The sequence below is a fragment of the Pseudoxanthomonas sp. CCNWLW251 genome (assembly GCF_037402255.1).
Classification (GTDB): domain Bacteria; phylum Pseudomonadota; class Gammaproteobacteria; order Xanthomonadales; family Xanthomonadaceae; genus Pseudoxanthomonas_A.
Genome location: NZ_JBBEGA010000003.1, coordinates 374371 through 398439, shown reverse-complemented (window position 1 = coordinate 398439; position 24069 = coordinate 374371). Strand labels below are relative to the sequence as shown.

The following is a 24069-nucleotide window of genomic DNA, read 5'->3' as shown; positions in this document are numbered from 1 at the left end:
TTCCGGGTGGACTAGGTGGCTCCCGTGCTCAGGAAACCAAGTGAAGTAACCCCATTGGCTCATAGCGGCCTAACACCAAAATTAAGCCGACCCGCGAAGCGGGTTCGGCTTGAATGAATTGTTAGACCGCATTTGCGACCTTGGGAAGGTAGAAGTACGCCACCAACAATGTGGTCGTGAAGAACAGGGAAAGGAAGTAGTTGAGTGAGCCAATGAGTAGCCCGACCTGAAGCTTGCGGGGAGTAGCTTGACGGCCACGCCAAACTAGTACGCCAGCCACGGCGCTGGCGACGGAAGCGGCGCAAGTAACCATCTGCACGGCCGGAAGCCAGGCCGCATGTGTTTGGGAGATTGCTGGCACCACGGAGCCGAAAGAGGTGAGGTGTACAGTGGGATAAAGCTCAAGGATTGCAGAGACAAGGGCGCCGGTTACCAGCAGCGCGACGATGCTGCTCAAGAAGACCAAGATTGCGATGGCTTTGAACGTGCGGTCTAACACCGGAATTAAGCCGACCCGCGAAGCGGGTTCGGCTTGAATGAATTGTTAGGTGATGACACGAATGCCGTGCGAGATAGAAGAACAAGAAATAATCCAAGCACTATCATGAAGGCTCCTGAGGCGAACAAAACCCAGAATGTATTGCCTAGAACGTCGATTAAGGCGAGTCCAGCGCTATGGGAATCCTTGGCGATATAAGCCTTGTCTCCGGTGAGCGTACTCACAACCTGCGCCGAGTGGCGACGGATAGGCGACCCCATGTGTTGTGCAGTATCCCAAGCGTAGAAGATCCAGACCCAGCTGAACAATCCAGCCGCGATCGAAGCTATACCGAGGACCAGACTTGCGGAACTAGCGAGGGCTGATTTCATCACCTAACACCTGAATTATGCCGACCCGTCATGGGGTGGCACCGAAGCCGATAGTACCCAGAACGACCCGAAGTTAGCGAACCTGATGCGGGTTCGGCTTGAATGAATTGTTAGACGCGCTTACAGGACGACTCAACAACCGCCTCTTTGTACATTGAGTTGACCGGAATAGAACGGGAGGTTTGCCCATCAAAGTGGATGATCCGTGATTGATACACAGACTTCTTTTTTAGCTGGGCATCCTGAATATCCTGGCCAAACTTATTACTGATGGTTGCATCTGTGGAGGAGAGGAACTCGACCCTCGTGACAGTTGAAGTGATTACGTCGCCGTCTAGCTGCCACGTACCGTGAGCTAAGTCTTTGTTTGTCACCGCCAGCCCTCCCTGAGGGGTGACAACGGACGTGGTGAGACTTGAGTAAGTGCGGTCAGCGTTGTTCGTCGTGCGAGTCGTAACCAATAGATCAAAGTTGGGTCCATGCATAGTGGTAGGCCCACACTCCCACGTGCCGATGAGCGATGCATCCGAGATGGCTGGCCGTCCGCTGGCGCATCCAGTGAGTAGCAATGCAGCAAGTAATGCAGGTCGCATGAAGGCTCCGAGCGCGTCTAACGCCAGAATTAAGCCGACCCGCGAAGCGGGTTCGGCTTGAATGAATTGTTAGGCCTCATGGTTAGTAGCCTCCGAGAGCCTCGCCTGAAAATTGGTTGCCAGCATCCGATCTACTGCGCTAAGAGCCTCGGCGGCCTGTCGCGGATCAAACGTGCCACCGTGCAGAACAGCGTCAGCGTGATTGTGAAGCGCGTATGCAAGATGAGCTGCAGCGCGAACGGCCGGATCAGGAGTGTCATCGCTACCTAAGTGGTGTGCGAGCAACAGCCGAATCTCGTAGACGGCGAACGCCAGCACTTGGTCTTGTGTGACGGTCATTCGGATGTTGCTCCTTGAGGCCTAACACCGGAATTAAGCCGACCCGCGAAGCGGGTTCGGCTTGAATGAATTGTTAGGCCCCAGCACTTGCAACCGGAGCCTCTTTGCCGTGATAAGCAGAGTATGCCAATAGTACGTCTGCGGGATCGAGTGGGGCACCGCTAGCCAAACGGCTGAGAATTGGCTCAAGCCATGTCTTAACCAAGCCATAGTGTTCGGGCCAATCGCCTAGAAGCTCAGCAGCAGAGATGCGCGCAGCGTGTGTGTGGTAACCAACACCGGACCACACCCAGAATGGCCGTGTCGGTTCGTCAGGAGCAAAGTCCACTCCGATGAACTCGGAACCCGATGCGTTGCGCTCTTTTGCAATCTCGCGGCTGAGTTTGGTCATGGGGCCTAACACCAGAATTAAGCTGCGCCGCGAAGCGGCGTCGGCTTGAATGAATTGTTAGGCGCTACGGAAGTACTCATCGTGAGAAGTTGAGAGCGCCGAGCAGGACAGTGGCAACTGGGCCCGTGGAGGATACAAGAGTCCAATTGCGAAGTGAGCGAATAGTAGCCACATTTCTCTTGGTCCAAAACATGATGTTGCCAAGAGCCACCGAGGCAGGATACGCAAGAATGGCAGCCACGAATGCCAGAAGGAACGGGTCTCTCTCTGAGCCGGGGGCGTCGAAGAGAAAAATGGCAAAAAACAAAGCCAGAGGCCAAGCGAGAAGGCTCACTGCCAAGAGGACATTGATCGCCGCAAGAAGTCGATGCATGGATAGCGCCTAACACCTTGAGTTAAGCCGACCCGCGAAGCGGGTTCGGCTTGAACGAATAGTTATGCGCGCCAAGGTAAACCCGAAGCTGACGGCCCGCAACGGCTGCGCTGCACCAGGGAGCACGGACAAAGCATCCGCAGGCCCGGAACAGGTCGAGGCCAGCAAAGACCGAAGCTGATAGTGCCGCAAGTCCGAAGGCCATGAAGCCATCCCTTGCCGAGCGGCACGAACGCGATGTGTCCGAAGCCGAGTGAAGCGAAGTGCGGAAATTCCAGTGGTCCGGATGAGTCAGCGAACGACCAGCGCCGAAGCTGGAAACGCAGCCGGAGTCAGCGCATCACCGAAGCCGGCAACATCAATACGCCAACCCACGCATAACACCGGAATTAAGCCGACCCGCGAAGCGGGTTCGGCTTGAATGAATTGTTAGGCCTCAAGCTACACCCGAGACTTGCGGGCGACAAGCCAAATACCCAAAGCCGACAGAGCCAGGCCGACGGCAATGTGTACCAGGAGTTGGGCGGTCGACGGCGGGACACCGAACGGATCGAAGTCATTGGCAAGTTGCGCGCCTTGTGGGTCAGCGACCACCATCAAGCCGAAGATCACGATGCCTATACCGAGCACTGAAATCAGGTAGCCGATAGCTTTACCGACAAGTCTCATAGTGCGTGCTCTTGAGGCCTAACACCGGAATTAAGCCGACCCGCGAAGCGGGTTCGGCTTGAATGAATTGTTAGAGACCGCCCGTGGTACAAGCTCACGCATGATCGCTTGCGCCTCCTCCTGAGATGCCTCAGTGATCAGCTTGGAGGACAGGGCGACCCGCAGATGTTTCTTGGCACTCTGGACGGAGCGGCGGACACCTTTACCGGAAAGGCACAGTTTGGCGAGCTCCAGCGACGAGTCTCCGTCCCCAAGAGCAGCAGAGCGAGCGTACCAGCCAAAGGCCAGCCGACTCTTGCCCTGCTCCTTGTAGAGGACGGCAATGTTGGAGGCGGCAGCTGCGTCGCCCGTGCGGTAGGCGCGCTTGTACCAGTGCATAGCCATGACCTTATCGGACCGCGTGCCAATACCGACGTCGTAAAAATAGCCAAGGTTAAGCATGCATCCAACGAGGCCGGCATCCGCGCATCTTTGGAACAACTGCAGTGCCTGCCTGAGACGGCCGTTGTCCCAGGCGGAATGGGCTTCTAGCTCTATGTCTGCGAGAGATTCCATCTGCGGGCTCTAACGCCTGAATTAAGCCGACCCGCGAAGCGGGTTCGGCTTGAATGAATTGTTAGAGGGCGTACCGGTGATGCTGGGCGGGCGCTCAGATAGGACCGATACACAGTCGTTTGCACCGACGATCAGGTACTCGTGTAGCTGATACAAGCGACCTGACGTGAAGTGAGGGCGACCTAGCTCCAAGTCCAACCATCCCCCGGCCTGAACCTTGAACAGCCAGCCGTCCTTGAGCGTCACCTTGGACCAGAACTCTGTGAGGTCCAACTCGGTCAGGACACGGAAGCCCCAAAAGGAGTCGAAGACAGCCTGAGCACGCCATAGCTCGGATTTGATCGTGATGCAGAGACCGTCAGCGTTGGATTGAATGGACTCCACCCAGACAGTCAGATCCGGGGCGTGCCCGGTATCGATCCGAATCGCCCTTGGCTCGACTAGCGAAAACTCCGTCATCAGCCCTCTAACACCTGAATTAAGCCGACCCGCGAAGCGGGTTCGGCTTGAATGAATTGTTAGGCCATACTCCAGACGGTTGGTAACGGCATGGGAAAAGGAAGTCTCGCGGATGGGGCGGCGAGTAAGTTACGCCGCTACGCTGATTGTTCTGCATGAAAGTACCTAAGGATCTCAAGCGTAAGCATTTCATAGATATCATTGTTCGGAAGATCCCGCGGAATGTAGAAAATCTTCGCGATGAAGTAGGTAGAACCTAGCTCATCATTTGCACGAGCCAGACCGACAGCAACCTGCCGCATGATCTCTTCCGCGCGGGTGCGGACCCTCTCTTCATTGACTAACGTGGACGACGGCACTATCAACTCGGGATCGCACGGAGCGCAAGCAATGGAAAGGCCGAGGAAGTTGTCTTGGCTTCCAGTTATGCGGACAGCCTTGTAGATACCGTCGCTCTTAGAAACTTGCATTTCGCGTCCGTCGCAGAGGTTGAACTTGGGGCCTAACGCCTGAATTAAGCCGAGCCGCGAAGCGGCTTCGGCTTGAATGAATTGTTAGGGCTCAATCCGAGAGAACTCTGGAGCGGACGAAGACAGGACGCTGACACAATCTGTCTGACCAACCACCAAGAACTCCCTGATACCCCGCGTGTTGCCACTGATAAAGCCTGGTCTCTGAGCCTCAGATGCCATCCAGCCGCCAGACCGAACCTCCCAGAGCCAGCCGTTAGGGCGCGCAGTGCTCCAGTACTCCAATAAGTCGCCCTCGCGGAGAACCCTGAAGCCAGAAAGGTCTTTGAAGGTCAGATAAGCTGGTGGCGACTCTTCAAAGTGAAGCGTGATCCGTAAGGTCCAGATGTCGTAATCAAGCCCGCCGACCTCCGGCACTGTGGGTGCGTAAGGGAATCCAGGAACTAAGCTTGCGGTGAACTCTGACATTGAGCCCTAACACCTTGAGTTAAGCCGACCCGCGAAGCGGGTTCGGCTTGAACGAATAGTTATACGCCAAGGTAAGCCCGAAGCCTGCGGCCTGCAACGGGGCCGGAACATCCGGGAGCAGGAAATCACTCGCCGCCAGCCCGTAGCAGGGCGGGGCCCGTAAAGGCCGAAGCCGACAGCGACGCCGGTCCGCAAGTCGGGAAGTCATCCGGAGGCCGCGCGGCGCGAGAGCGATGTGTCCGAAGCCGAGTGAAGCGAAGTCAGAAGGACGCGATTGGTTGGCTTGCATCAACAATCGATCAGCACCGAAGCCGCGGGCGCCGCATGATCAACCCGCAATCGAAGCCGACACGACCAAAGCCCCACCCACGTATAACGCCAGAATTAAGCCGACCCGCGAAGCGGGTTCGGCTTGAATGAATTGTTAGGGCCCTCTACGTGATAGCTGGCATGAGACTCGATCCACACGCCGCGAGTTGAGGGATCTTGTAATGACGCGGGAGGCGAGGTGAACAGCTCAAGGTGCACGGTCTCTCGGTCGGCCCAGCGAGCGCCAACGTAACGGAGGCGTAGAACCAAGTGCGATCCTGTGACTCCGTTAGAGGTGACCGGCTCATCTAGCCGGATGAGCGCAGCAGATTGACCGTTCTCGCCTTGGATGAAACCGACGCACTCCCCGAAGTGGGCGATCCGGCCATTGAGCCATTTCGGCTCCATGTCGTAGCCGCCATCTAACCGAACTCGGTTACCGGCACGAAGCCGGTGGCCTAACAGGTTGGCTAAGAAGGAAAGTGCCATGAGGGCCCTAACACCGGAATTAAGCCGACCCGCGAAGCGGGTTCGGCTTGAATGAATTGTTAGGCCCCAGGCAGCGCGCCTTGGACAGCCTCGCATAGCTCAGCAAACTTTACATAGTACGAATCGCACTCGGTACCGGAAGAAGACAAGCCAGCCATGTAGGACGCCAGATCCAATTGGCCGATGGTGCGCAGGAACTCGGCCAAGTCGATGGCTGCCGTTGGCCGAAGATCCTCCAACGCCTCCAAGTCGCCAGCGTTGCGAACTGCATAATCCACTGCCCATAGATCATAGACAGCTTTCTCTACTGGGCTAAGGCTTGATACCCCCATCTCATGCTCTTTGTGGATGATGTCGTCTCCGAACTCGATGATCCACGTTTCGTAGTCGCCAGTATCTTTCATATGGGGCCTAACGCCTGAATTAAGCCGAGCCGCGAAGCGGCTTCGGCTTGAATGAATTGTTAGGCGCCACACGGGTTGGCGCCGAAGAAAAGCGCTTGCACAGTGTCGCCGACTGCAAGGTAAGCAAGCAGTGACAGCGAAATCACTGCCAACAGAGCCGCAGATGCCCCCTGAAGAAATGCCCATAAACCACGCTGCACCTTGGCGCGAAAGAACACAGGCGTGCCCGGGGGTGGAAACTGACGGTAGAGGTAAATCCTCCATGCGGCTCGCCCGAAGAGGACCGCCGGGACAAGCAGCCCAAGTCCGACTAATGCCAAAGCCAGTCGTGCCCACGGAACCTGATCGCAAATAGGCAATGGCGCGACGTGCTCAGAGTAGGCATTGGTGCCGATGCTAATTGCAGCAATGACAGCAACGATGCTGGTCAACTTAACCGCAACGCGGAAGCGCGAGCCTTTTGTTGGATAGATGTACTCAGTGTCCATGGCGCCTAACACCTGAGTTAAGCCGACCCGCGAAGCGGGTTCGGCTTGAATGAATTGTTAGCCCCCACCACGAGACCAACTGCCATCTGCGAGCCTCTCATACGAGAAGCCTTGGGTCTTTGATTCTTGAATGATGAATCCGGTAGGGCGGCTGTGGGCCACGATAGCAGCCTCAGTCATCCCGGCCTTCTCAACGTCATTCTTGAAGAAAACCCATATTTCATCGGCTTCCTTCCCCAAGGCTGATTTGTCCGACATGGGCAAGTCAGTTTGATAGTTAAGAACTAGCCACTTGTTTTTGCCGTTGGTAGAGAACATCTTGGTGATTCCGATGAGTTTGATCACCTGTCCGTTGGGTAGCGTATGGGCTTGGTGCTGCGATCCAGCAGAGCAGGCTGTCAGAAGCGCAACTACCAAGCCAAGAAGAATCCTGCGCATAGAGCCTCCCAAGGGGCTAACGCCTGAATTAAGCCGACCCGCGAAGCGGGTTCGGCTTGAATGAATTGTTAGGCCCCGTACTTGAAGAACGATAGGCCGACGATGACAACGATGCAGCCCAATACCAGCCGGTTGATCCACTTGATCTCAGTGGCGCCAGGCTTTGAAACCAGAGCTGAAAGTGCGGCTATGGCTAGAAGTATGAATGACGCGATGGTGTGAAATCGGCTGTACTGAAAGATGGCGGCGCTGACCTCGGTTAGCTTGCCATGCCACGAGAGGTAGTAGTGCTCATCAGCTACATGGCCATTCAATGCATCGCCGCCCAAGAAGACCATGCCAAGTACGAGTGCTGTGAAATTGAGAACAGCCAGATAGCGAACGGCGACTGCAAGACGCGTCATAGAAGTCTCTTTAGGGGCCTAACGCCTGAATTAAGCCGACCCGCGAAGCGGGTTCGGCTTGAATGAATTGTTAGGGCCCATCACGGACGCCCCCACTCTAGCTCGCGTACGCGCGGCACCCCCAATGCATCAGCAGCCACAACCGTAACCGCCTCAACAAAGCCGTCGCCTGCAATTGAAACATAGGCCCAGCCAATGTCGCCTGGCTCTCGCCTGGGCCACGTATCCATCGTCACCGTAAGCTCGGCTCGACTCGCTGGGCCGTTTCCGTAGTCCGTCATGGTTAAGAACTCGCTCTCTAATGATGAAGCGGGCCACTCTTCTTGAAGGCAGGGAGAGAGAAGTGCATGCGCGTCGTTGTACCGCCCAAGGATGAGGTGCTCTGCAAACGAAACAGCAAGCTTTCCGTGAATTGAGTCGTGATCAGCGTCCATCGACATAGCTGCTTGGAATGGGCCCTAACGCCTGAATTAAGCCGACCCGCGAAGCGGGTTCGGCTTGAATGAATTGTTAGGCCGTGAAGTGCGAACCACGGCCGTCCCAGTCTTTGCGACCCCAGCCAGGTGTTGGAACAAAGCACTCATAGCCGAGGCGCGAAAGCACTATGGCTGATTGAACAGCGTACGTTTCGGCGGACGCCAAGTTTGCCGAGATAGGTAACCAGAATCTGTACTCGGAAAGAAGCGCGTCATCTGCGTAGCAGATCTCCAGCTCAGGATCCTGGCCAAACGAGCAGAAGTACCGTCCGTCAACATAATTGCTGCTCTCGCGCTCCTCGTACTTAAGAACCCCCAGCACATGAAACGCTCTTGCGGAGAACTCACTCAAGTCGGTGGTATTAGATGCCTTGATGAAGATATCGCTATGTGTGGTCACGGCCTAACACCAGAATTAAGCCGACCCGCGAAGCGGGTTCGGCTTGAATGAATTGTTAGGCGCGCTACGGCTGACCGAAATGCGCGGCATAGAAGTCACCAGCGTCCTCCCAAGTATCCTCGAATGCATCCAATACATGCCCAAGTCGCTGGATGAGACTCCAGTTGTTCGAGGCTACAGCCTCTCGGGACATTGCCTCAAGGTCGGCTTTCAGGTCTGGCCAGCGCAGGGCATGGACGCAGAACTGGATGAAGCATGCGTCCCAATCGTCAGGCGAGGCGATGCCGTTGATAAAGGCCCTAGCAAAGGCTTGCCGCTCATCAGGATGTGCGTATATCAGGCGAAGTGCTGACTGGCCGTAAGGAATCACGTCGGGAGCATTGAAGGTAACCGCAAGATGCGCAGCCGCTGCCCTAGATATTTCTTTGAGTTGCTCAACGTGCGAAGACATTGGGTGCGCGCCTAACACCGGAATTAAGCCGACCCGCGAAGCGGGTTCGGCTTGAATGAATTGTTAGGTGCCAACCGATGCATCAAGGCTGACACCGCAGAGCGGACATTTTGCCATTGGCCTAATAAATAGGAATGGCTTAGATCCGAAGTGGCTGTGGGCCCACCCAATGTTGCCACGGCACCGCGGGCAGCGGACAAGCAGCCGATAGCCAAGTACGCCTAAGGCGCTAATACCGAGAAGTGCCAAGCCAACATAGGACAGCCAGGCCCTGCCACTCAGCACCCAGACTTGCAACGAAATGACACCAAGAATGAGCGAAACAATTGCCGAGACGAAATACCATCGCTTCTTCTTGATCAGGAGTTCGCGAATCGTCATTGGCACCTAACGCCTGAATTAAGCCGACCCGCGAAGCGGGTTCGGCTTGAATGAATTGTTAGGCCCCGGCCTGCGACTGCCAGAACCCGAGCCACTCCTGCGGCTCAGGATACTTTGCCCGAACAGACAAGCGAATCGGGCGCGGCTGGCGGGACCACCATCTATCGAAGCTCTCCCTGTATGTCTCGCCCATGCCCATGCGCCAACCAGAAGACCTACGAGGAAGATTGGGGAATTTGATCCACGGTGGACACATGACGCCATCAGCGTCGAAGTCCGGGACTGGCGGATCTGGCCAAGGGCCTACTTTGATGCTCTCGTCATGGCTCATACGGGGCCTAACACCGGAATTAAGCCGACCCGCGAAGCGGGTTCGGCTTGAATGAATTGTTAGGCCCCGGCCCACCAACCTTGACCTGCCCCTCCAGCACAAGCCCGCGAAGTGTTGCGGTTTGGTGCGGGCGGGAGAACAGAATGCGAGCGTCTCGATACTCTCCGTCATCGAGGAGCTTGGCGGTGCCTAGCGCGACAGCATCCTTCTGCCCAGGGTTACGGTAGATCAGCTCACGATGAGTGTACTGAACCGGAAAGATTACACCGCCGCCGGAAGGGACGTGCTCAAGCAGAAGAAGCGGAATTTCTTGGCCAGCGCGGAGCTCAGCAACGATGTCTGAAGTGAGCGGCGGTAGTTGATGAAAGTACTCGCTGTCTGAAGTCGCCATGAGCCTCTCCCGGGGCCTAACACCTGAACTAAGCCGACCCGCGAAGCGGGTTCGGCTTGAATGAATTGTTAGGCCTCTGCCCGCGAGACGTACTTACTACGGGTGAGGCCGTCTACGTACTCTCTCAGATCTGCATCAGTCGCGAAATGGAGGAGATCTTGAGAAAGGAGGTAGCGCTCCTTTGCACTAGACCAAACCTCATCGTCATCTAGCCATAGCAGTGCCTCAAACCGTCTAAAAACATTGTTATCGACAACGTGTACCGGTTCAGCCGGATCACCGACAAGAACCCATTCCCCGCCATACGACGCCAATGCGAGCGCAACCTCTGCGTCGGATATGGCGGCTGCAAGTTTGACGATCTGCTTGCGACTCATGATTGCTGAGGCCTAACGCCTGAATTAAGCCGACCCGCGAGGCGGGTTCGGCTTGAATGAATTGTTAGGTGGCTCACGCATGGAATGCAAGCGCGAGGACAGGAGCCTGGCCGGCCTCAATGCGCCGCCAGTTGACGAAGGCAGCGCACTCGACGAGGGCGGAGAACAGGTTAGGGCAACGGGCTTTGAAGTCTTGAGCATGCTCAATGACGACCGACAGTGTCTGGCCATAATCAACGTGCACAGTGGTCATGCCTGAACCGGGATCATCCAGGTAGGAAAGACAGTCGATCCAAGCGTCCATGTTGCGGCCGTAGAAAGGCGGGAACCCAAAGGCCGCAGCAAATACAGAGTGGAAGGACTCACAGTCTACGATGCTGTTTGCGTCAATTCGCATCATTGTCTCTGAGCCACCTAACACCTGAATTAAGCCGACCCGCGAAGCGGGTTCGGCTTGAATGAATTGTTAGGCCGCGTCACGGGAACTGCTCCACAAACCTGCCCGCTGAGTCGATCAGATCTTTCTCGTTTGGGGGCGATTGCAGGATTGACTCGAGGGCGGCCGCCATAAGGTCGAACTCTTGGAATGCCTCCATCTCTGTGGAGAAGAAGCGCGTGTGGGCCATACAGCCGTAGATCCCGCAGGTTATCGAGTACGGCGCAATGCTACCGGCCCGTTCCAAGGTAATCCTGGCGCCAAGGGGGTGCTCAGAATCTCGAATGATGACGCCGGACTCGCTGCCCATTTGGCCGATGGACGCGCCGTCATCAAAGCTAATCCATTGCATTTTGCTCCTCTAGCGGCCTAACACCTAGTAGACCCCATTCCAGGGTAATAACGCGGAGTATTCAGGCTTGCCTTGTGGGCGTCAATCGGGGTTTTCCTATGCTGGATCAATCGCTTGGCTGATGGCCTTGGCGCAGCTCGGATGCGACGTTGCCTGCGTTAGTCGCATGGAATGCAGGGGCTATGGAATATCAGTCGGGAGACGGGGCGGTATCGGGTTCGGGGGCGGTGGGGCGTGTGGGGTTGATGGAGGAAGTCACGCGCAGGTTGCGCGTGGGTCATTACAGCTTGCGCACCGAGCGGGCTTATCTGGGATGGATCCGCCGGTTCATTCTGGCCAATGGCAAACGTCATCCGCGCGAGCTCGGGGCGGTGCAGGTCGAGGCATTCCTGACGAACCTCGCAGTCGAGGGCAAGGTGGCGGCGAGTACGCAGAACCAGGCGCTGTCCGCGGTGCTGTTCCTGTATCGCGAGGTCCTGGGCCTGAAGCTCGCATGGATGGACGATGTGGTGCGCGCCAAACGACCGCTTCGGGTTCCCACGGTGCTGTCGCATTCGGAGGTAAGGGCCTTGCTGGCCCACATGGACGGACGCATGGCGCTGCTCGCCCGGCTGCTGTATGGCAGCGGCATGCGATTGATGGAAGGCGTGCGTGTGCGTGTGAAGGACGTCGATTTCGCCCGCAACGAGATTACTGTGCGGGAGGGTAAGGGTGGAAAGGATCGCCGGACGGTGTTGCCGGCGTCCCTGGTGCCGGCGTTGCAGGCGGAGGTGGAGCGCGTGCACGTCCTGCACCAGCAGGACCTGGCGCAGGGTGCGGGAGAGGTCTGGCTGCCGCATGCGCTTTCGCGCAAGTATCCGAGCGCCGGGCGCGAACTGGGGTGGCAGTACGTGTTCCCTGCGCGGAACCTCAGTCTGGATCCACGCGATGACCGGTGGCGACGCCACCATTTGGACGAGGCGATGCTGGCGCGAGCGCTCAAGCGGGCGCGGGTATCGGCGGGCATCACCAAGCCGGTGACCGCGCACACGCTGCGCCACTCCTTCGCCACCCATCTGATCGAAAGCGGCTACGACATCCGCACCGTGCAGGAACTGCTCGGCCACAAGGACGTCGCGACTACCCAGATATACACACACGTCCTCAATCGGGGCGCTGGTGCGGTGCTCAGTCCCCTGGACCGCTGACATGGAACCGACGGGCATGCGGAAGCTGCCGTTGCCGCCGTTCGGGATGGCGTGCACGGCTGCCTTGCTGCTCGGCATGGTCGTCATGCTCTGGCGTCCTGCGCTGCCCGCGATGGCGATCCTGTGGTGCGCGCTCGCGCTCGGGCTCGTCGGGTGGTTGTCTCCCTCCCGGTGGCGTTGGCTGGGCGCCGCGTTGGCGGGTATCGGTTGGGCAGGACTGCATGCGACGTGGAGCCTGGGTTCACAGCTGCCTGTGGCATGGGAAGGGCGTGACGCGGTGGTCAGCGGGCAGGTGGTCGGCCTGCCTGACCCACAGGCGCGGCGAACCCGCTTCCTGCTGCACGTTGATGACGGGGAACGTCAACCCGCGCCATTGCGCGGCAAGCAGATCCGGTTGGCGTGGTACGACGACTTCGGTGCGACGAAGCCTGGACCACGCATGCAACTGGGTGCGGGCGAGCGTTGGCAGTTCGAGGTTCGCGTGCGAGCGCCGCGCGGGCTGGCCAATCCCGGCGGCGTGGATGCGGAACGCCATGCGGCGGCCCAGCGCATCAGCGCCATGGGCTATGTGCGTGATGCCACGCGTGCGCGTCGGCTGTCGCCCGGAGGGGGTATTGACGCGTGGCGCAGCGACATGGCCGACAGGATCGGATGTGCGACGCCCGGTCCGTCGACGCGCTTCGTGCAGGCGCTGGCACTGGGAGACACGCGGGCGCTGGAGGATGCCGACTGGCAGGTGCTGCGTGCCACGGGCCTGACCCACCTGATCGCCATCTCCGGATTCCACGTGGGGCTGGTGGCGGGATTCTGTGCCTTGGGTGGGGCGGGGGTGTGGAGCTTGTTTCCCGCGCTGTCGAGGAGGATTCCACGTCCGCAGGTGGCAGGCGCATTGGCGTTGTCCGGCGCGCTGGCATACGCCGCCGTCGCCGGCTTCGCGCTGCCGACGGTACGCACCGTGCTGATGATCGCGGTGGTGGTGATCGCGCGGCTGGCACGGCGCCATGTGCGGCTGGTCGACGCATTGGCGCTGGCGATGCTGGCCGTACTGGTGTTCGACCCCTTGTCGCTGCTGGCGGCAGGTTTCTGGCTGAGCTTCGGCGGTGTGGCGTGGCTGGCATGGTGCCTGCCGGCCTCACAGCATTGGGCGAAGGCGTTCCTGCCGGCCCAGGGTGTGGCCACGGTGGGCCTGCTGCCCTTCACCGCTGTGTTGTTCGGCCAGGCTTCGCTCGCAGGCCCGGTGGTCAACCTGGTTGCTATTCCATGGTGGAGTCTGGTGGTGGTGCCGCTGTCATTGCTCGGGACAGGGCTGGAAACGGTGCACGTGGGTGCGGGCGCATGGGCATGGCGTGCCGCTGCGGCGTGCTTCGAGTGGAGCTGGGTGCTCTTCGACGGCATGGCGAAACAGCCCTATGCGTTATGGTGGCTGCCCGAAAGTCGTGCCTGGGCGCTTTGGTTGGCCCTGGGGGGCGGGTTCTGGCTGCTGCTGCCGCGTGGCGTACCGGGGAAAACGCTTGCGTTGCTCTTGTGGCTGCCACTGCTGTGGCCGGATCGCGAGTTGCCGCGCGAGGGTGAAGTCGAACTGGTGGTGATCGATGTGGGGCAGGGGCTGGCGGTGCTGGTACGCACGGCACACCACGCCTTGCTGTTCGACGCGGGGCCTGCCGTCGAGGAAGGTTTCGATGCGGGCGAGCGGGCCGTGGTACCGGCTCTGCGTGCGCTGGGGGTGTCGCGCCTGCACGCGATGGTGATCAGCCATGCCGACAACGATCATGCCGGCGGCGTCGATGCCGTCCGCGATGCCTTTCCGGTGCAGGCGGTGTTGGCGCCGCCAGGCAGCCCGCTGGATGCGCGGGCGCCTTGCGTGGCGGGCGCGTCGTGGATGTGGGATGGCGTGCGCTTCAGCTTCCTGCATCCGGGCCTCCACTTTCCGTACCTGGGCAACGAGGCGAGCTGCGTACTGAAGATGGACACGCAGCATGGGGGCGTCCTGCTGCCGGGCGACATCGGCACCATCGTCGAGCGCGGACTGGTCCATCGCGATGCGGGCTCGCTGAGGTCGGAGGTCGTCGTGCTGCCGCATCACGGCAGCGCCGGCTCCTCCGATCCGGCATTCGTGGCCGCCACATCGCCCCGGTTTGCCGTGAATTCCAGCGGGGCAGGCAACCGCTTCGGGCATCCGCGAGCCCTGGTGGTGGCTCGCTGGCAGTCGCGGGGCGGTGAATTGCTTGACACGCAGTCCGGTGGCGCGTTGCGCGTATGGCTGGGTGGCGATGGACTGCGCGTACGTGAACGGCGTCACGACCGGCCACGCTGGTGGGATGCCGTGCGGCGCCAGCGGGCCGGTGGGCTATCCTATCGGCTGGAAGAAGGACGGCCCGATGTGCCGGAGGACTGAACGTGCTGGAACTGGTGAAGGCCGGCGGTTGGCCGATGATCCCGCTGCTGCTGCTCGGCATACTGGCCCTGGCCATCGTGGTGGAACGCTTCTGGTCGCTGCGCCGCAAGGAAATCCTGCCGCCCGGCCTGGGTGAGGAAGTGCGCGCGTGGGCCGGCCGCGGGCAACTGGAGGCGGCGCACATCGATTCGCTGCGCCGCAACTCGCCCCTGGGTGAAGTGCTGGCGGCGGCGCTGGATGTGCGCAACAAGCCGCGCGAGCAGATCCGCGAGCGCATCGAGGACACCGGCCGGCATGTCGTCCACCGGATGGAGAAATTCCTCAACGCCCTCGGCAGCATCGCCTCCGCCGGTCCGCTGCTGGGCCTGCTGGGCACCGTGGTGGGCATGATCCAGATGTTCCTGGGCATCCAGGACAGCGGCGTGGGCGATGTCAACGCGCTGGCGGGGGGCATCGGCAAGGCACTCGTGTGCGCCGCCGCGGGCATGATCGTGGCCATCCCCGCGCTGCTGTTCCATCGCTATTTCCGCGGCAAGGTCACCGGTTACGTGATGGAGATGGAGAAGGAAGCCACGGCGCTGGTCGACGCGCTGGAAGCCCGCCATCCCCGCCCGGTGGCGCGCCCGTCCGGCGTGGTCGCGCCGGCACCCGCCAGCGCCTGAGGCCAACCGCATGCGCATCCGCGACGACCGCGCGCAGGAAGAACCCGAGATCAACCTCGTGCCGTTGATCGACGTGATCCTGGTGCTGATCATCTTCTTCGTCATCACCACCACGTTCGACGCTCGCTCGATGCTGCAGCTCCAACTGCCCAGCGCCCATGGCGAGCCGGTGGCGGCGCAGGTCAAGGCGCTGAGCGTGCTGGTCAATGCGGACGGGCGCTACTTCGTGGACGAGCATGAAGTCCTCCGCCCCGACATCGACGCCCTGAAGCAGACGCTGCAGCAGGTGGCGGGCAGTGACCGCAGCCGCCCCGTGCTGTTGCGCGCCGATGCGCGCACGCCGCACCAGGCGGTGGTGACGGCGCTGGATGCGCTGGGCCAGCTGGGTTTCCGGAAAATCAACATCGCCACCGCGCCGGAGGCGAAGAAGTGAGCCGCGACGGCTCTGCGTGGCAGGTCTACAAGCGGCTGATGGGCTTTGCCAGGCCGTACCGCGGGCTGCTGGCGCTGGCCGCTGTCGGCATGCTGATCGAGGCAGCGGCAGGCGGCGCGTTCAGCAAGCTGATGGAACCGGTGGTCAACGAGACCTTCATCGATCGCGACAAGGCCAAGAGCCTGTTGCTGCCGTTGGCCATCGTGGGTCTGTTCGTCATCCGCGGCATCGCCGGCTACATCACCGACATGGGCATGGGCAAGGCAGCGCGCAGCATCGCCCGCGACGTGCGCGTGAACGTGCTGGGCAAGTACCTGCGGTTGCCGGGCCTGCGTTTCGATACCGAACCCGTGCCTGCCATGCTGGTGCGCCTGGGGTCCGATGCCGACCAGATGGCGCAGGCCGCCGTCGATGCGATGAAGGTCATGCTGCAGCAGGTGCTGCAGATCATCGCGGCTCTGGTGGTGATGTTCATCACCAGCTGGCAGGTCACGCTGGCCATCCTGGTCATGGCGCCGCCGCTGGCCTGGATCATGGACAAGGTGGCCAAGCGCTACCGGCGCATCAGCCATCGCATCCAGGAAAGCGGCGCCGAGATGATGCAGGCCGCCGACCAGACCCTGTCCAACCAGCAGGAGGTCAAGGTCTACGGCGCGCAGCAGAGCGAGTTGACGCGATATGCCGGCCTGGCCAACGCGAACCTGAGGCTGGCGATGAAGGTGGAAGCCACCCGCAGCATATCGTCGGCGATGGTGCAGTTGATGGGCTCGGTCGGACTGGCCCTGCTGCTGTTCTTCGCCGGGCGCGAGGCGATGGCCGGGCGCTTGACCGCAGGTGGGTTCGTCACGCTGATGATTTCCATGATGGCCATCATCCCGGCCCTCAAGCAGCTGACCAACGTGCAGAACATGCTGCAGCGGGGCGTCGCCTCGGCACAGCGCCTGTTCTCCGTGCTCGATGCCGAGGACGAGCGGGATGTGGGCAGCCGCGCGCTCGAGCGCTCGAAGGGACTGCTCGAATTCCGCGACATCACCACGCGCTATCCCGGCCAGAGCCGGCCGGCGCTGGAGGGCATCAGTTTCACCGCGCGCCCGGGTACCGTCACCGCCATCGTCGGGCGTTCCGGCAGCGGCAAGTCGACGCTGATCAAGCTGATCCCGCGCTTCTACGAGGCCGAATCCGGCCAGATCCTGCTCGACGGCCATCCGCTGCAGGACTACCGCCTCGCGGACCTGCGCCGGCAGATCGCGCTGGTGGGGCAGCAGGTGATGCTGTTCGACGGTACCGTCGCCGCGAACGTGGCGTATGGCGAACTGCAGGGAGCCGAGGCCACGGCCATGGAAGAGGCCGTGCGTGGCGCCAACGCGATGGAATTCGTGCAGGAGATGCCCGAGCGCATGCAGGCGCCGATCGGCAACAAGGGGGGTCGCCTGTCCGGTGGCCAGCGCCAACGCCTGGCGATCGCCCGCGCGATGTTGAAGGATGCGCCGATCCTGATCCTCGACGAGGCCACGGCCGCGCTCGACAACGAATCCGAGCGGCTGGTGCAGAACGCCCTGCAGAAGTTGATGCCGGACCGCACGACGCTCGTCATCGCACATCGCCTGTCGACCATCGAGCACGCCGACAAGGTGCTCGTGCTGGACCAGGGCCGCCTGGTCGAGCAGGGCACGCACGCGGAACTGCTGGCACGAGGCGGGCTCTACGCACATCTGCACCAGATGCAGTTCCGCGAGGGTGAGGCGGGGTGAGCCAGCGCGCGATGCCGCAACCGCCGGATTACTGGTTTGGCAACGGGCGGGTGCCCCTGTGGGCCCGTGCGCTCGCGGGCGTATACGGGATGCTGGTTGCCCTGCGCAGCTGGCTGTACCGGGTCGGTCTACTGCGTCAGCAACGGGTGGGCGCGCCGGTCATCGTGGTGGGCAACATCACGGCCGGTGGCACCGGCAAGACGCCGCTGACCATCGCGCTGATGGAGCGATTGCGCGCGGCGGGTTTCAGGCCGGGCGTGGCGAGCCGCGGTTACGGCCGTCGCGACGAGGCGCAGGCGCGCTGGGTGGATGCGGCGACCCCGCCGGAAGAGGGAGGGGACGAGCCCGTCCTCATTGCGCGGCATACCGGCACGCGGGTGCGCGTGGACCGTGATCGTGTCGCAGCCGCCAAGGCCCTGGTGGCCGCCGGTTGCGACGTGGTGATCTGCGACGACGGACTGCAGCACTACCGCCTGCAGCGCGACGTGGAGATCGAAGTGATCGATGGCGCGCGCCGCTACGGCAATGGACGGCTCATGCCCGCCGGCCCGCTGCGCGAGCCTGTGGCGCGCGCGGCGACGTGCGGGTTCCGGGTGGTGAACCTGCCGTCGTCCGAAGACACGGCCGCCTTCGGTGAATGGCCGATGCAGTTGCAGGCCGATGACGCGCTGCCGTTGCGTGGCGGCCGGCCGAAGCCGCTGGCGGGTTTCGCCGGCCAGCGCGTGCATGCGGTGGCGGGCATCGGCAATCCGGCCCGCTTCTTCGCCATGTTGCGGAGGCAGGGCCTGGGCGTGGTGCCGCATGCGTTCGCGGACCATCATGCGTACCGCGCGGAAGATTTCGCGTTCGGCAGCGAACTGCCGGTCCTCATGACCGAGAAGGATGCGGTGAAGTGCGCCGCATTCGCCAACAACTGGTTCTACAGCGTGCCGGTGACGGCGAAGCTGCCGGAGGCGTTCTGGGTCGCATTGCTGGACCGGTTGGGTCGCGCGCGTCCGCCAGCAGCCGATCCGAAGTAGATCGTTCCCTTCATCCCTGACCCGAGCCGGATCCCGATGACCGATTTCATCGTCGCCATTCCCGCCCGCTATGCCGCGTCGCGGCTGCCCGGCAAACCGCTGCGCCTCCTTGGCGGCACGCCGCTGGTCGTCCATGTGGCGCGCCGTGCGCTGGCCGCCGGTGCGCGCGAAGTCTGGGTCGCCACGGATGACGCCCGCATCCGTGACGCATTGGTGGCCACCGAGGTGCGTGTGGCGATGACATCCGAACGACATGCCTCAGGCAGCGACCGCCTGGCCGAGTGTGCCGACATCGCCGGATGGGCCGACGACGCGCTGGTGGTGAATCTCCAGGGCGACGAACCGTTCGCACCGCCGGCCGGCATCCGGGCGGTTGCCGACACGCTGGCGTCCAGTGGCGCGGAGATGGCGACGCTGGCGGTACCCGTGGACGACGCGGCCACCTTGTTCGACCCGAACGCGGTCAAGCTGGTGCGTGCCGCCAATGGCGATGCGCTGTACTTCAGTCGCGCGCCGATTCCCTGGCACCGCGATGCCTTCGCGCAGTCGCGCGATGCCCTCCCGCCCGGCCAGTGGTTGCGCCACATCGGCATCTACGCCTATCGCGCCGGCTTCCTGCGCCGGTTCTCGCAGATGCCGCCCGGCCGGCTGGAGCAGGTCGAGTCGCTGGAGCAGTTGCGGGCACTCGAAGCCGGCCACCGCATCGCCGTGGCGCTGACGCCCGAGCCGTTTCCGCCGGGCGTGGACACCCCCGAAGACCTTGCCCGCGCGGAGTCCATCCTGCGGGGCGCGGACCAGTGAAGCTGCTGGTCGTCTGCCTGGGCAACATCTGCCGCTCTCCGATGGCCGAAGGCGCGTTGCGCGCCCGGCTGGAGGCATCGTCCCTGGCCGGTCAGGTGGAGGTGGATTCGGCCGGCACCGGTGGCTGGCATGCTGGTGAATCGCCGGATCGCCGCGCCATCGCCTGCGCCCGCAGCCATGGTGTCGATATCGGCATGCAGCGCGCACGCCAGCTGTCCGCACGTGATTTCGATGCCTTCGACTGGCTGCTCTGCGCCGACCGCGCGAACCTGCGGGACGTGTTGCGGATCGCGCCTGCAACCCGACGCGACCGGGTTGCGCTGCTGCTGGAATGGGCCGGCGTGCAGGCCGGAGGCGAAGTGCCGGACCCCTATACGGGCGGGCCGGAGGACTTCCAGCGGGTCTGGCGACTGGTCGATTCCGCCGCACAGGCGGTCGTGGCCCGGCTCTCCCCGGAATGAGACTTGGGCATAATCAGGGAAGATGACGGACATGATCTTGGCCCCCGAACTGCCGCGTGCCCTGCAGTGGCTGAATGCACCAGCGACCACGCTGCACGAGCAGCGGGGTCGCATCGTGGCGTTGGCCTTCGTCAACAGTGCCTCGGCCTGGTGCGCGCAGCGGCTCAATGACCTGGCCGTACTGCAGGCCCGCCACCTGGGCCGGCTGCAGGCATTGGCCATCCACGTGCCGCGCTTCGACAGCGAGCGCGACCCGCAAAGCGCCCTCAAACGCCTGCGCCGGCACGGCAACGTGCTGCCGCTCGCGCACGACGCGGACTGGGTGGCGTGGCAGCGCTTCGGGGTGGAATCGTGGCCGACGGTCCTGCTCATCGATGGCGAAGGCCAGGTCCAGCACCGGATCGTGGGTGCGGATGGACTGGCCGAACTGGAGCGGCACATCGCGCGCCTGTGCGACGGATTGCATGTGCCACCGGACGACGACCTGCGGGCGTTCCGCGAGGCTCACCCGGAACCCCGGATGCCGCTGTGCTTCCCTGCCGGACTGGTGGCCACGCCTGATCGCCTGTTCGTCGCCGACAGCGGCCACCACCGCGTGCTGGAGTGCAATCACCTGGGGCGGGTGATCCGGCAGTTCGGCATGGGGACACCCGACCTGGCCGATGGCGAGCTCAACCACGCCGCGTTCCGCCGGCCGCAGGGTCTGGCCCTGGTGCGCGAGTCGCTGTACGTGGCGGACACCGGAAACCATGCCCTGCGGCGCATCAATCTGCCCACCAGCACCGTGGATACGCTCTGCGGCAACGGCCGTGCAGGCGAACCGACCGAGGGCGTGGTCGCCGCGCCCCGCAACGTGGCGCTCAACCAGCCGCAGGCGCTGGTGGTGAACAACAACCAGATATTCCTCGCGATGGCGGGCGACAACCGCGTGTGGAGCTACGACCTGGGCACGCGCGAGATCCGCCCGCGGGCCGGCTCCGGGCAACTCGATGTCCGCGATGGCAGCGGGCCGATGGCGGCCTTCGCGCAGCCGGCCGGGCTGGCTGCGGTGCTGCAGACGCTCTACGTCTGCGATGCGGTCGGTTCGGCGGTGCGTTCGATGCAATTGCGTGGCGATACCGTGCAGACGCTGATCGGGCAGGGCGCGTGGACGTTCGGTGCCGAGGATGGCCCACGTGACCGCGCGCGCCTCCAGCATCCGCAGGCCATCGCACTGAGTCCCGATGCACCGGTCATGTGGATTGCCGACAGCGGCAACGGCAGCCTGCGCACCCTGCGCCTGGGTGGCGGCGAACTGACCACGGTGGCGCTGCCCCGGGCCCTGCATGGTCCGGCGGGTCTTTCCGTCGCCGCAGGCGCGGTATGGATCGCGGAGACGGATGCACACGCAGTGCTGCGCTACGATATCGCCACCGGCGAATTGAGCCACGTTCCGATCGACGAATGAGCGGCAGTCCCCAGGCGGAATTCGACGGCAAGGCGTTCGCTGCCGGCTTGAGCACGGCGCCCGGCGTGTACCGCATGTACGCCGCGGACGACGCCCTGCTGTACGTCGGCAAGGCCGGTGCGCTGCGCAAGCGCGTCGCCAGCTACTTCAACAGTTCGCCCAAGTCGCCGCGCATCCTGTCGATGCTGTCGCAGGTCGTGCGCATGGACGTGACCGTCACCCGCACGGAAGCCGAAGCGCTGCTGCTGGAGAACCAGCTGATCAAGTCGCTGACGCCGCGCTACAACGTGCTGCTGCGCGACGACAAGAGTTATCCCTACGTGCTGCTCACGCGCGAGGAATGGCCCCGTATCGCATTCCATCGTGGCGCCCGTGCGGTGCCGGGGCGCTATTTCGGCCCGTACCCCAGCGTGATCGCGGTTCGCGAAACGCTGAACCTGATGCAGAAGCTGTTCCGCATCCGCAACTGCGAGGACAGCGTGTTCCGCAACCGCTCGCGCCCGTGCCTGCAGTACCAGATCGGGCGCTGCAGCGGGCCGTGCGTGGGGCTGGTGGAAGAGGCGGACTACGCGGAATCGGTACGCCGCGCGGCATTGTTCCTGGACGGGCGCAGCGACGAACTCACGCGCGAGCTCGGCACGGCGATGGAGCAGGCGAGCGCGGAACTCGAATTCGAGAAGGCGGCCCGCCTGCGCGACCTGGTGGCGTCGATCCGCACATTGCAGGCGCGCCAGTACGTGGACGGGCATGCCGCCGACCTGGACGTGCTCGCCTGCGCCATGCAGGGCAGCCACGCCTGTGTGCTGCTGCTGGCCTTCCGCGACGGCCGCAACCTGGGCACGCGCACGTTCTTCCCGAAAACCAATGGCGAGGACAGCGCGGAGGAGGTGCTGGGCGCGTTCGTGTCGCAGTACTACGCCGAGCAGCCCGCGCCGCAGGAGATCGTCCTCGATCGCGAGATTCCGGAAGCGGAACTGATCGAGCATGCGCTGGCCTCGGCGGCGGGTCGCAAGGTCCAGTTGAAGTGGAACGTCCGCAGCGAACGCGCCGGTTATCTGGATCTCGCGAAGCGCAACGCCGAAATCGCCCTGGTGACCGAGCTGGGCAGCCGCAACGCCCAGACCGCGCGCAGCGAAGCGCTGAAGGAGCTGCTCGCGTTGCCCGACGTCGCCAAGCGCATCGAGTGCTTCGACATCAGCCACACGATGGGCGAAGCCACGGTCGCTTCATGTGTGGTCTTCGATGCCAACGGTGCGGTGCGTTCCCAGTACCGGCGCTACAACATCACCGGCATCACGCCGGGGGATGATTTCGCGGCCATGCACCAGGCCATCGAGCGCCGTTTCCGGCGTGCGGTGGAGGAGGGCGGGGTACTGCCCGATGTCCTGCTCATTGACGGCGGAGCGGGCCAGCTGGCCCAGGCCCAGGCCGCGCTCGCCGACCTGGGCGTGGACGGGGTGGTGCTGGTCGGTGTCGCCAAGGGCGTCGAGCGTCGGGCCGGCCACGAGACACTCGTGCTGCCTGACGGCCGGGAAATACGGCCAGGCGCCGCGTCGCCGGCGTTGCAGCTGATCCAGCAAGTGCGCGACGAGGCGCACCGTTTCGCGATCACCGGTCATCGCGGCAAGCGACAGAAGGCGCGCATGACCAGCAAGCTGGAAGACATTCCCGGCATCGGTCCTCGACGGCGCGCCAGCCTGCTCAAGCATTTCGGAGGATTGGCGGGCCTCAAGGCTGCCGGTGCCGACGAGATCGCGCGCGTGGAGGGCGTGAATGCCGCACTGGCCGAGCGAATCTACGCTAACCTGCACGGGCTGCCGATGCCCGAGGCCGGAACCGAGTAAGCCTGCGATGAAGTTGACCGTCCCCACCTGGCTCACGTTGCTGCGGATCGTGCTGATCCCGGTGCTGGTGCTGGTGTTCTACCTGCCGTATTCGTGGACCAACTTCGCGGCTGCGTTCATCTTCGTCCTGGCGGCGGTCACCGACTGGCTGGATGGCTGGATCGCGCGCCGCTACCACCTGTACTCGGCCTTCGGCGCGTTCCTCGATCCGGTGGCCGACAAGCTGATGGTGGCGGTGTCGCTGTTCCTGATCGTGCAGGACAATCCGACCATGTGGATGGCCATCTGGGCTGCCGTCATCGTCGGTCGCGAGATCGCGGTGTCCGCGTTGCGTGAATGGATGGCCGAACTCGGCCAGCGCGCCACGGTGAAGGTGGCTGCCCTCGGCAAGATCAAGACCATCGTGCAGATGGTGGCGCTGTCCTGCCTGCTGTATGCGTCCACCCCCGGCAAGCAGGTGCTGGGCGACATCTGGATGGGCCGCTGGGTGTTCCTGCTGGGCGACTGGTTGCTCGCCATCGCGGCCCTGCTGACACTGTGGTCGGGCATCCAGTACCTGCTCGCGGCGTGGCCCATCCTGCGCGACGGCGAGGAAAAGAGTGTTGACATGCCGAAACAAGACGCTACAATTTCGACCTTCTCGACGCGGGAATAGCTCAGTTGGTAGAGCACGACCTTGCCAAGGTCGGGGTCGAGGGTTCGAGTCCCTTTTCCCGCTCCAGATTTCGTCCTGAGAAGGATGGTTCCCAAAGCCC

Annotated in this window: 28 protein-coding genes and 1 tRNA gene; 12 read left to right on the top strand and 17 right to left on the bottom strand. The window is 62.5% G+C overall.

Annotation, left to right across the window (positions count from 1 at the left end; genetic code table 11):
* Positions 1–121 precede the first annotated feature (121 nt).
* From WBN46_RS14870 to WBN46_RS14790, 17 genes are all read right to left on the bottom strand, one after another.
* Positions 122–457 carry a hypothetical protein gene (locus WBN46_RS14870; protein ID WP_337732220.1) on the bottom strand — a complete coding sequence of 112 codons (336 nt, stop codon included), beginning with the start codon at positions 455–457 and terminating at the stop codon, positions 122–124.
* 1075 nt (positions 458–1532) lie between these two features.
* On the bottom strand, positions 1533–1802 hold the full coding sequence (locus WBN46_RS14865; RefSeq protein WP_337732219.1) for a hypothetical protein: 270 nt from the start codon (positions 1800–1802) through the stop codon (positions 1533–1535).
* Positions 1803–1875: 73 nt separating this feature from the next.
* Positions 1876–2193, bottom strand: a complete 318-nt coding sequence (locus WBN46_RS14860) for a hypothetical protein (protein WP_337732218.1) — start codon at positions 2191–2193, stop codon at positions 1876–1878.
* Positions 2194–3007: 814 nt separating this feature from the next.
* Entirely contained in the window at positions 3008–3235 is a 228-nt protein-coding gene (locus WBN46_RS14855) for a hypothetical protein (RefSeq protein WP_337732217.1), read from the bottom strand.
* A 30-nt stretch (positions 3236–3265) separates the two neighbouring features.
* A complete protein-coding gene (locus WBN46_RS14850) occupies positions 3266–3790 on the bottom strand; it encodes a tetratricopeptide repeat protein (protein ID WP_337732216.1) in 525 nt (174 codons plus the stop codon).
* 21 nt (positions 3791–3811) lie between these two features.
* Entirely contained in the window at positions 3812–4249 is a 438-nt protein-coding gene (locus tag WBN46_RS14845) for a hypothetical protein (RefSeq protein ID WP_337732215.1), read from the bottom strand.
* A 137-nt stretch (positions 4250–4386) separates the two neighbouring features.
* On the bottom strand, positions 4387–4719 hold the full coding sequence (locus tag WBN46_RS14840) for a hypothetical protein (protein WP_337732214.1): 333 nt from the start codon (positions 4717–4719) through the stop codon (positions 4387–4389).
* A gap of 1325 nt (positions 4720–6044) precedes the next feature.
* Positions 6045–6389, bottom strand: a complete 345-nt coding sequence (locus WBN46_RS14835) for a hypothetical protein (RefSeq protein WP_337732213.1) — start codon at positions 6387–6389, stop codon at positions 6045–6047.
* A gap of 59 nt (positions 6390–6448) precedes the next feature.
* On the bottom strand, positions 6449–6877 hold the full coding sequence (locus WBN46_RS14830) for a hypothetical protein (protein ID WP_337732212.1): 429 nt from the start codon (positions 6875–6877) through the stop codon (positions 6449–6451).
* A 57-nt stretch (positions 6878–6934) separates the two neighbouring features.
* Positions 6935–7315: a hypothetical protein gene (locus WBN46_RS14825; RefSeq protein ID WP_337732211.1), complete on the bottom strand. Its 381-nt coding sequence runs from the start codon at positions 7313–7315 to the stop codon at positions 6935–6937.
* A gap of 68 nt (positions 7316–7383) precedes the next feature.
* Positions 7384–7719, bottom strand: a complete 336-nt coding sequence (locus tag WBN46_RS14820) for a hypothetical protein (protein WP_337732210.1) — start codon at positions 7717–7719, stop codon at positions 7384–7386.
* 510 nt (positions 7720–8229) lie between these two features.
* The gene (locus WBN46_RS14815) at positions 8230–8595 is read right to left on the bottom strand and encodes a hypothetical protein (RefSeq protein WP_337732209.1); all 366 of its coding nucleotides are present in this window, start codon (positions 8593–8595) and stop codon (positions 8230–8232) included.
* A gap of 64 nt (positions 8596–8659) precedes the next feature.
* Positions 8660–9046, bottom strand: a complete 387-nt coding sequence (locus WBN46_RS14810) for a hypothetical protein (protein ID WP_337732208.1) — start codon at positions 9044–9046, stop codon at positions 8660–8662.
* 731 nt (positions 9047–9777) lie between these two features.
* Positions 9778–10149, bottom strand: coding sequence for a hypothetical protein (locus WBN46_RS14805; protein ID WP_337732207.1), 372 nt, complete (start codon positions 10147–10149; stop codon positions 9778–9780).
* A gap of 68 nt (positions 10150–10217) precedes the next feature.
* Positions 10218–10526: a hypothetical protein gene (locus WBN46_RS14800; RefSeq protein WP_337732205.1), complete on the bottom strand. Its 309-nt coding sequence runs from the start codon at positions 10524–10526 to the stop codon at positions 10218–10220.
* 73 nt (positions 10527–10599) lie between these two features.
* Positions 10600–10923, bottom strand: a complete 324-nt coding sequence (locus WBN46_RS14795; RefSeq protein ID WP_337732228.1) for a barstar family protein — start codon at positions 10921–10923, stop codon at positions 10600–10602.
* A 79-nt stretch (positions 10924–11002) separates the two neighbouring features.
* Entirely contained in the window at positions 11003–11314 is a 312-nt protein-coding gene (locus tag WBN46_RS14790) for a hypothetical protein (RefSeq protein WP_337732204.1), read from the bottom strand.
* A gap of 245 nt (positions 11315–11559) precedes the next feature.
* Here WBN46_RS14790 and WBN46_RS14785 point away from each other — a divergent pair, with 245 nt between their 5' ends.
* The 12 genes from WBN46_RS14785 to WBN46_RS14730 all read left to right on the top strand — a co-directional run bounded on the left by WBN46_RS14785 (position 11560) and on the right by WBN46_RS14730 (position 24035).
* Positions 11560–12501: an integron integrase gene (locus WBN46_RS14785; RefSeq protein ID WP_337732203.1), complete on the top strand. Its 942-nt coding sequence runs from the start codon at positions 11560–11562 to the stop codon at positions 12499–12501.
* A gap of 16 nt (positions 12502–12517) precedes the next feature.
* Positions 12518–14896: a DNA internalization-related competence protein ComEC/Rec2 gene (locus WBN46_RS14780; protein ID WP_337732202.1), complete on the top strand. Its 2379-nt coding sequence runs from the start codon at positions 12518–12520 to the stop codon at positions 14894–14896.
* A gap of 2 nt (positions 14897–14898) precedes the next feature.
* Positions 14899–15558, top strand: coding sequence for a MotA/TolQ/ExbB proton channel family protein (locus WBN46_RS14775; RefSeq protein WP_192202767.1), 660 nt, complete (start codon positions 14899–14901; stop codon positions 15556–15558).
* Positions 15559–15568: 10 nt separating this feature from the next.
* Positions 15569–15991 carry a biopolymer transporter ExbD gene (locus WBN46_RS14770; protein ID WP_337732201.1) on the top strand — a complete coding sequence of 141 codons (423 nt, stop codon included), beginning with the start codon at positions 15569–15571 and terminating at the stop codon, positions 15989–15991.
* Positions 15992–16029: 38 nt separating this feature from the next.
* Complete coding sequence (msbA, locus tag WBN46_RS14765; protein ID WP_337732227.1) at positions 16030–17742, top strand: lipid A export permease/ATP-binding protein MsbA; 1713 nt, start codon at positions 16030–16032, stop codon at positions 17740–17742.
* Positions 17739–18761 (top strand): tetraacyldisaccharide 4'-kinase, encoded by a 1023-nt coding sequence (lpxK, locus tag WBN46_RS14760; protein WP_337732200.1) that lies wholly within the window; start codon positions 17739–17741, stop codon positions 18759–18761. The genes msbA and lpxK overlap by 4 nt, the downstream gene beginning before the upstream one ends.
* A gap of 36 nt (positions 18762–18797) precedes the next feature.
* On the top strand, positions 18798–19562 hold the full coding sequence (gene kdsB / locus WBN46_RS14755; protein WP_337732199.1) for a 3-deoxy-manno-octulosonate cytidylyltransferase: 765 nt from the start codon (positions 18798–18800) through the stop codon (positions 19560–19562).
* Complete coding sequence (locus WBN46_RS14750; RefSeq protein ID WP_337732198.1) at positions 19559–20023, top strand: low molecular weight protein-tyrosine-phosphatase; 465 nt, start codon at positions 19559–19561, stop codon at positions 20021–20023. The genes kdsB and WBN46_RS14750 overlap by 4 nt, the downstream gene beginning before the upstream one ends.
* 22 nt (positions 20024–20045) lie before the next feature.
* Positions 20046–21470 carry a hypothetical protein gene (locus tag WBN46_RS14745; RefSeq protein WP_337732197.1) on the top strand — a complete coding sequence of 475 codons (1425 nt, stop codon included), beginning with the start codon at positions 20046–20048 and terminating at the stop codon, positions 21468–21470.
* On the top strand, positions 21467–23314 hold the full coding sequence (gene uvrC, locus WBN46_RS14740; RefSeq protein ID WP_337732196.1) for an excinuclease ABC subunit UvrC: 1848 nt from the start codon (positions 21467–21469) through the stop codon (positions 23312–23314). The genes WBN46_RS14745 and uvrC overlap by 4 nt, the downstream gene beginning before the upstream one ends.
* Before the next feature lie 7 nt (positions 23315–23321).
* Positions 23322–23969 (top strand): CDP-diacylglycerol--glycerol-3-phosphate 3-phosphatidyltransferase, encoded by a 648-nt coding sequence (gene pgsA, locus WBN46_RS14735; protein ID WP_192202760.1) that lies wholly within the window; start codon positions 23322–23324, stop codon positions 23967–23969.
* Positions 23960–24035: transfer RNA gene (locus WBN46_RS14730), tRNA-Gly, on the top strand. The genes pgsA and WBN46_RS14730 overlap by 10 nt, the downstream gene beginning before the upstream one ends.
* Positions 24036–24069: the final 34 nt, after the last annotated feature.

What these genes read in the sequence shown, in the direction of transcription:
- WBN46_RS14865 (WP_337732219.1), bottom strand. Translation starts at nt 1,802, where the DNA reads ATGACCGTCACACAAGACCAAGTGCTGGCGTTCGCCGTCTACGAGATT.
- WBN46_RS14860 (WP_337732218.1), bottom strand. Translation starts at nt 2,193, where the DNA reads ATGACCAAACTCAGCCGCGAGATTGCAAAAGAGCGCAACGCATCGGGT.
- WBN46_RS14855 (WP_337732217.1), bottom strand. Translation starts at nt 3,235, where the DNA reads ATGAGACTTGTCGGTAAAGCTATCGGCTACCTGATTTCAGTGCTCGGT.
- WBN46_RS14850 (WP_337732216.1), bottom strand. Translation starts at nt 3,790, where the DNA reads ATGGAATCTCTCGCAGACATAGAGCTAGAAGCCCATTCCGCCTGGGAC.
- WBN46_RS14845 (WP_337732215.1), bottom strand. Translation starts at nt 4,249, where the DNA reads ATGACGGAGTTTTCGCTAGTCGAGCCAAGGGCGATTCGGATCGATACC.
- WBN46_RS14840 (WP_337732214.1), bottom strand. Translation starts at nt 4,719, where the DNA reads ATGCAAGTTTCTAAGAGCGACGGTATCTACAAGGCTGTCCGCATAACT.
- WBN46_RS14835 (WP_337732213.1), bottom strand. Translation starts at nt 6,389, where the DNA reads ATGAAAGATACTGGCGACTACGAAACGTGGATCATCGAGTTCGGAGAC.
- WBN46_RS14830 (WP_337732212.1), bottom strand. Translation starts at nt 6,877, where the DNA reads ATGGACACTGAGTACATCTATCCAACAAAAGGCTCGCGCTTCCGCGTT.
- WBN46_RS14825 (WP_337732211.1), bottom strand. Translation starts at nt 7,315, where the DNA reads ATGCGCAGGATTCTTCTTGGCTTGGTAGTTGCGCTTCTGACAGCCTGC.
- WBN46_RS14820 (WP_337732210.1), bottom strand. Translation starts at nt 7,719, where the DNA reads ATGACGCGTCTTGCAGTCGCCGTTCGCTATCTGGCTGTTCTCAATTTC.
- WBN46_RS14810 (WP_337732208.1), bottom strand. Translation starts at nt 9,046, where the DNA reads ATGTCTTCGCACGTTGAGCAACTCAAAGAAATATCTAGGGCAGCGGCT.
- WBN46_RS14805 (WP_337732207.1), bottom strand. Translation starts at nt 10,149, where the DNA reads ATGGCGACTTCAGACAGCGAGTACTTTCATCAACTACCGCCGCTCACT.
- WBN46_RS14800 (WP_337732205.1), bottom strand. Translation starts at nt 10,526, where the DNA reads ATGAGTCGCAAGCAGATCGTCAAACTTGCAGCCGCCATATCCGACGCA.
- WBN46_RS14795 (WP_337732228.1), bottom strand. Translation starts at nt 10,923, where the DNA reads ATGCGAATTGACGCAAACAGCATCGTAGACTGTGAGTCCTTCCACTCT.
- WBN46_RS14790 (WP_337732204.1), bottom strand. Translation starts at nt 11,314, where the DNA reads ATGCAATGGATTAGCTTTGATGACGGCGCGTCCATCGGCCAAATGGGC.
- WBN46_RS14785 (WP_337732203.1), top strand. Translation starts at nt 11,560, where the DNA reads ATGGAGGAAGTCACGCGCAGGTTGCGCGTGGGTCATTACAGCTTGCGC.
- WBN46_RS14780 (WP_337732202.1), top strand. Translation starts at nt 12,518, where the DNA reads ATGCGGAAGCTGCCGTTGCCGCCGTTCGGGATGGCGTGCACGGCTGCC.
- WBN46_RS14770 (WP_337732201.1), top strand. Translation starts at nt 15,569, where the DNA reads ATGCGCATCCGCGACGACCGCGCGCAGGAAGAACCCGAGATCAACCTC.
- msbA (WP_337732227.1), top strand. Translation starts at nt 16,030, where the DNA reads ATGGGCTTTGCCAGGCCGTACCGCGGGCTGCTGGCGCTGGCCGCTGTC.
- kdsB (WP_337732199.1), top strand. Translation starts at nt 18,798, where the DNA reads ATGACCGATTTCATCGTCGCCATTCCCGCCCGCTATGCCGCGTCGCGG.
- WBN46_RS14745 (WP_337732197.1), top strand. Translation starts at nt 20,046, where the DNA reads ATGACGGACATGATCTTGGCCCCCGAACTGCCGCGTGCCCTGCAGTGG.
- uvrC (WP_337732196.1), top strand. Translation starts at nt 21,467, where the DNA reads ATGAGCGGCAGTCCCCAGGCGGAATTCGACGGCAAGGCGTTCGCTGCC.
- pgsA (WP_192202760.1), top strand. Translation starts at nt 23,322, where the DNA reads ATGAAGTTGACCGTCCCCACCTGGCTCACGTTGCTGCGGATCGTGCTG.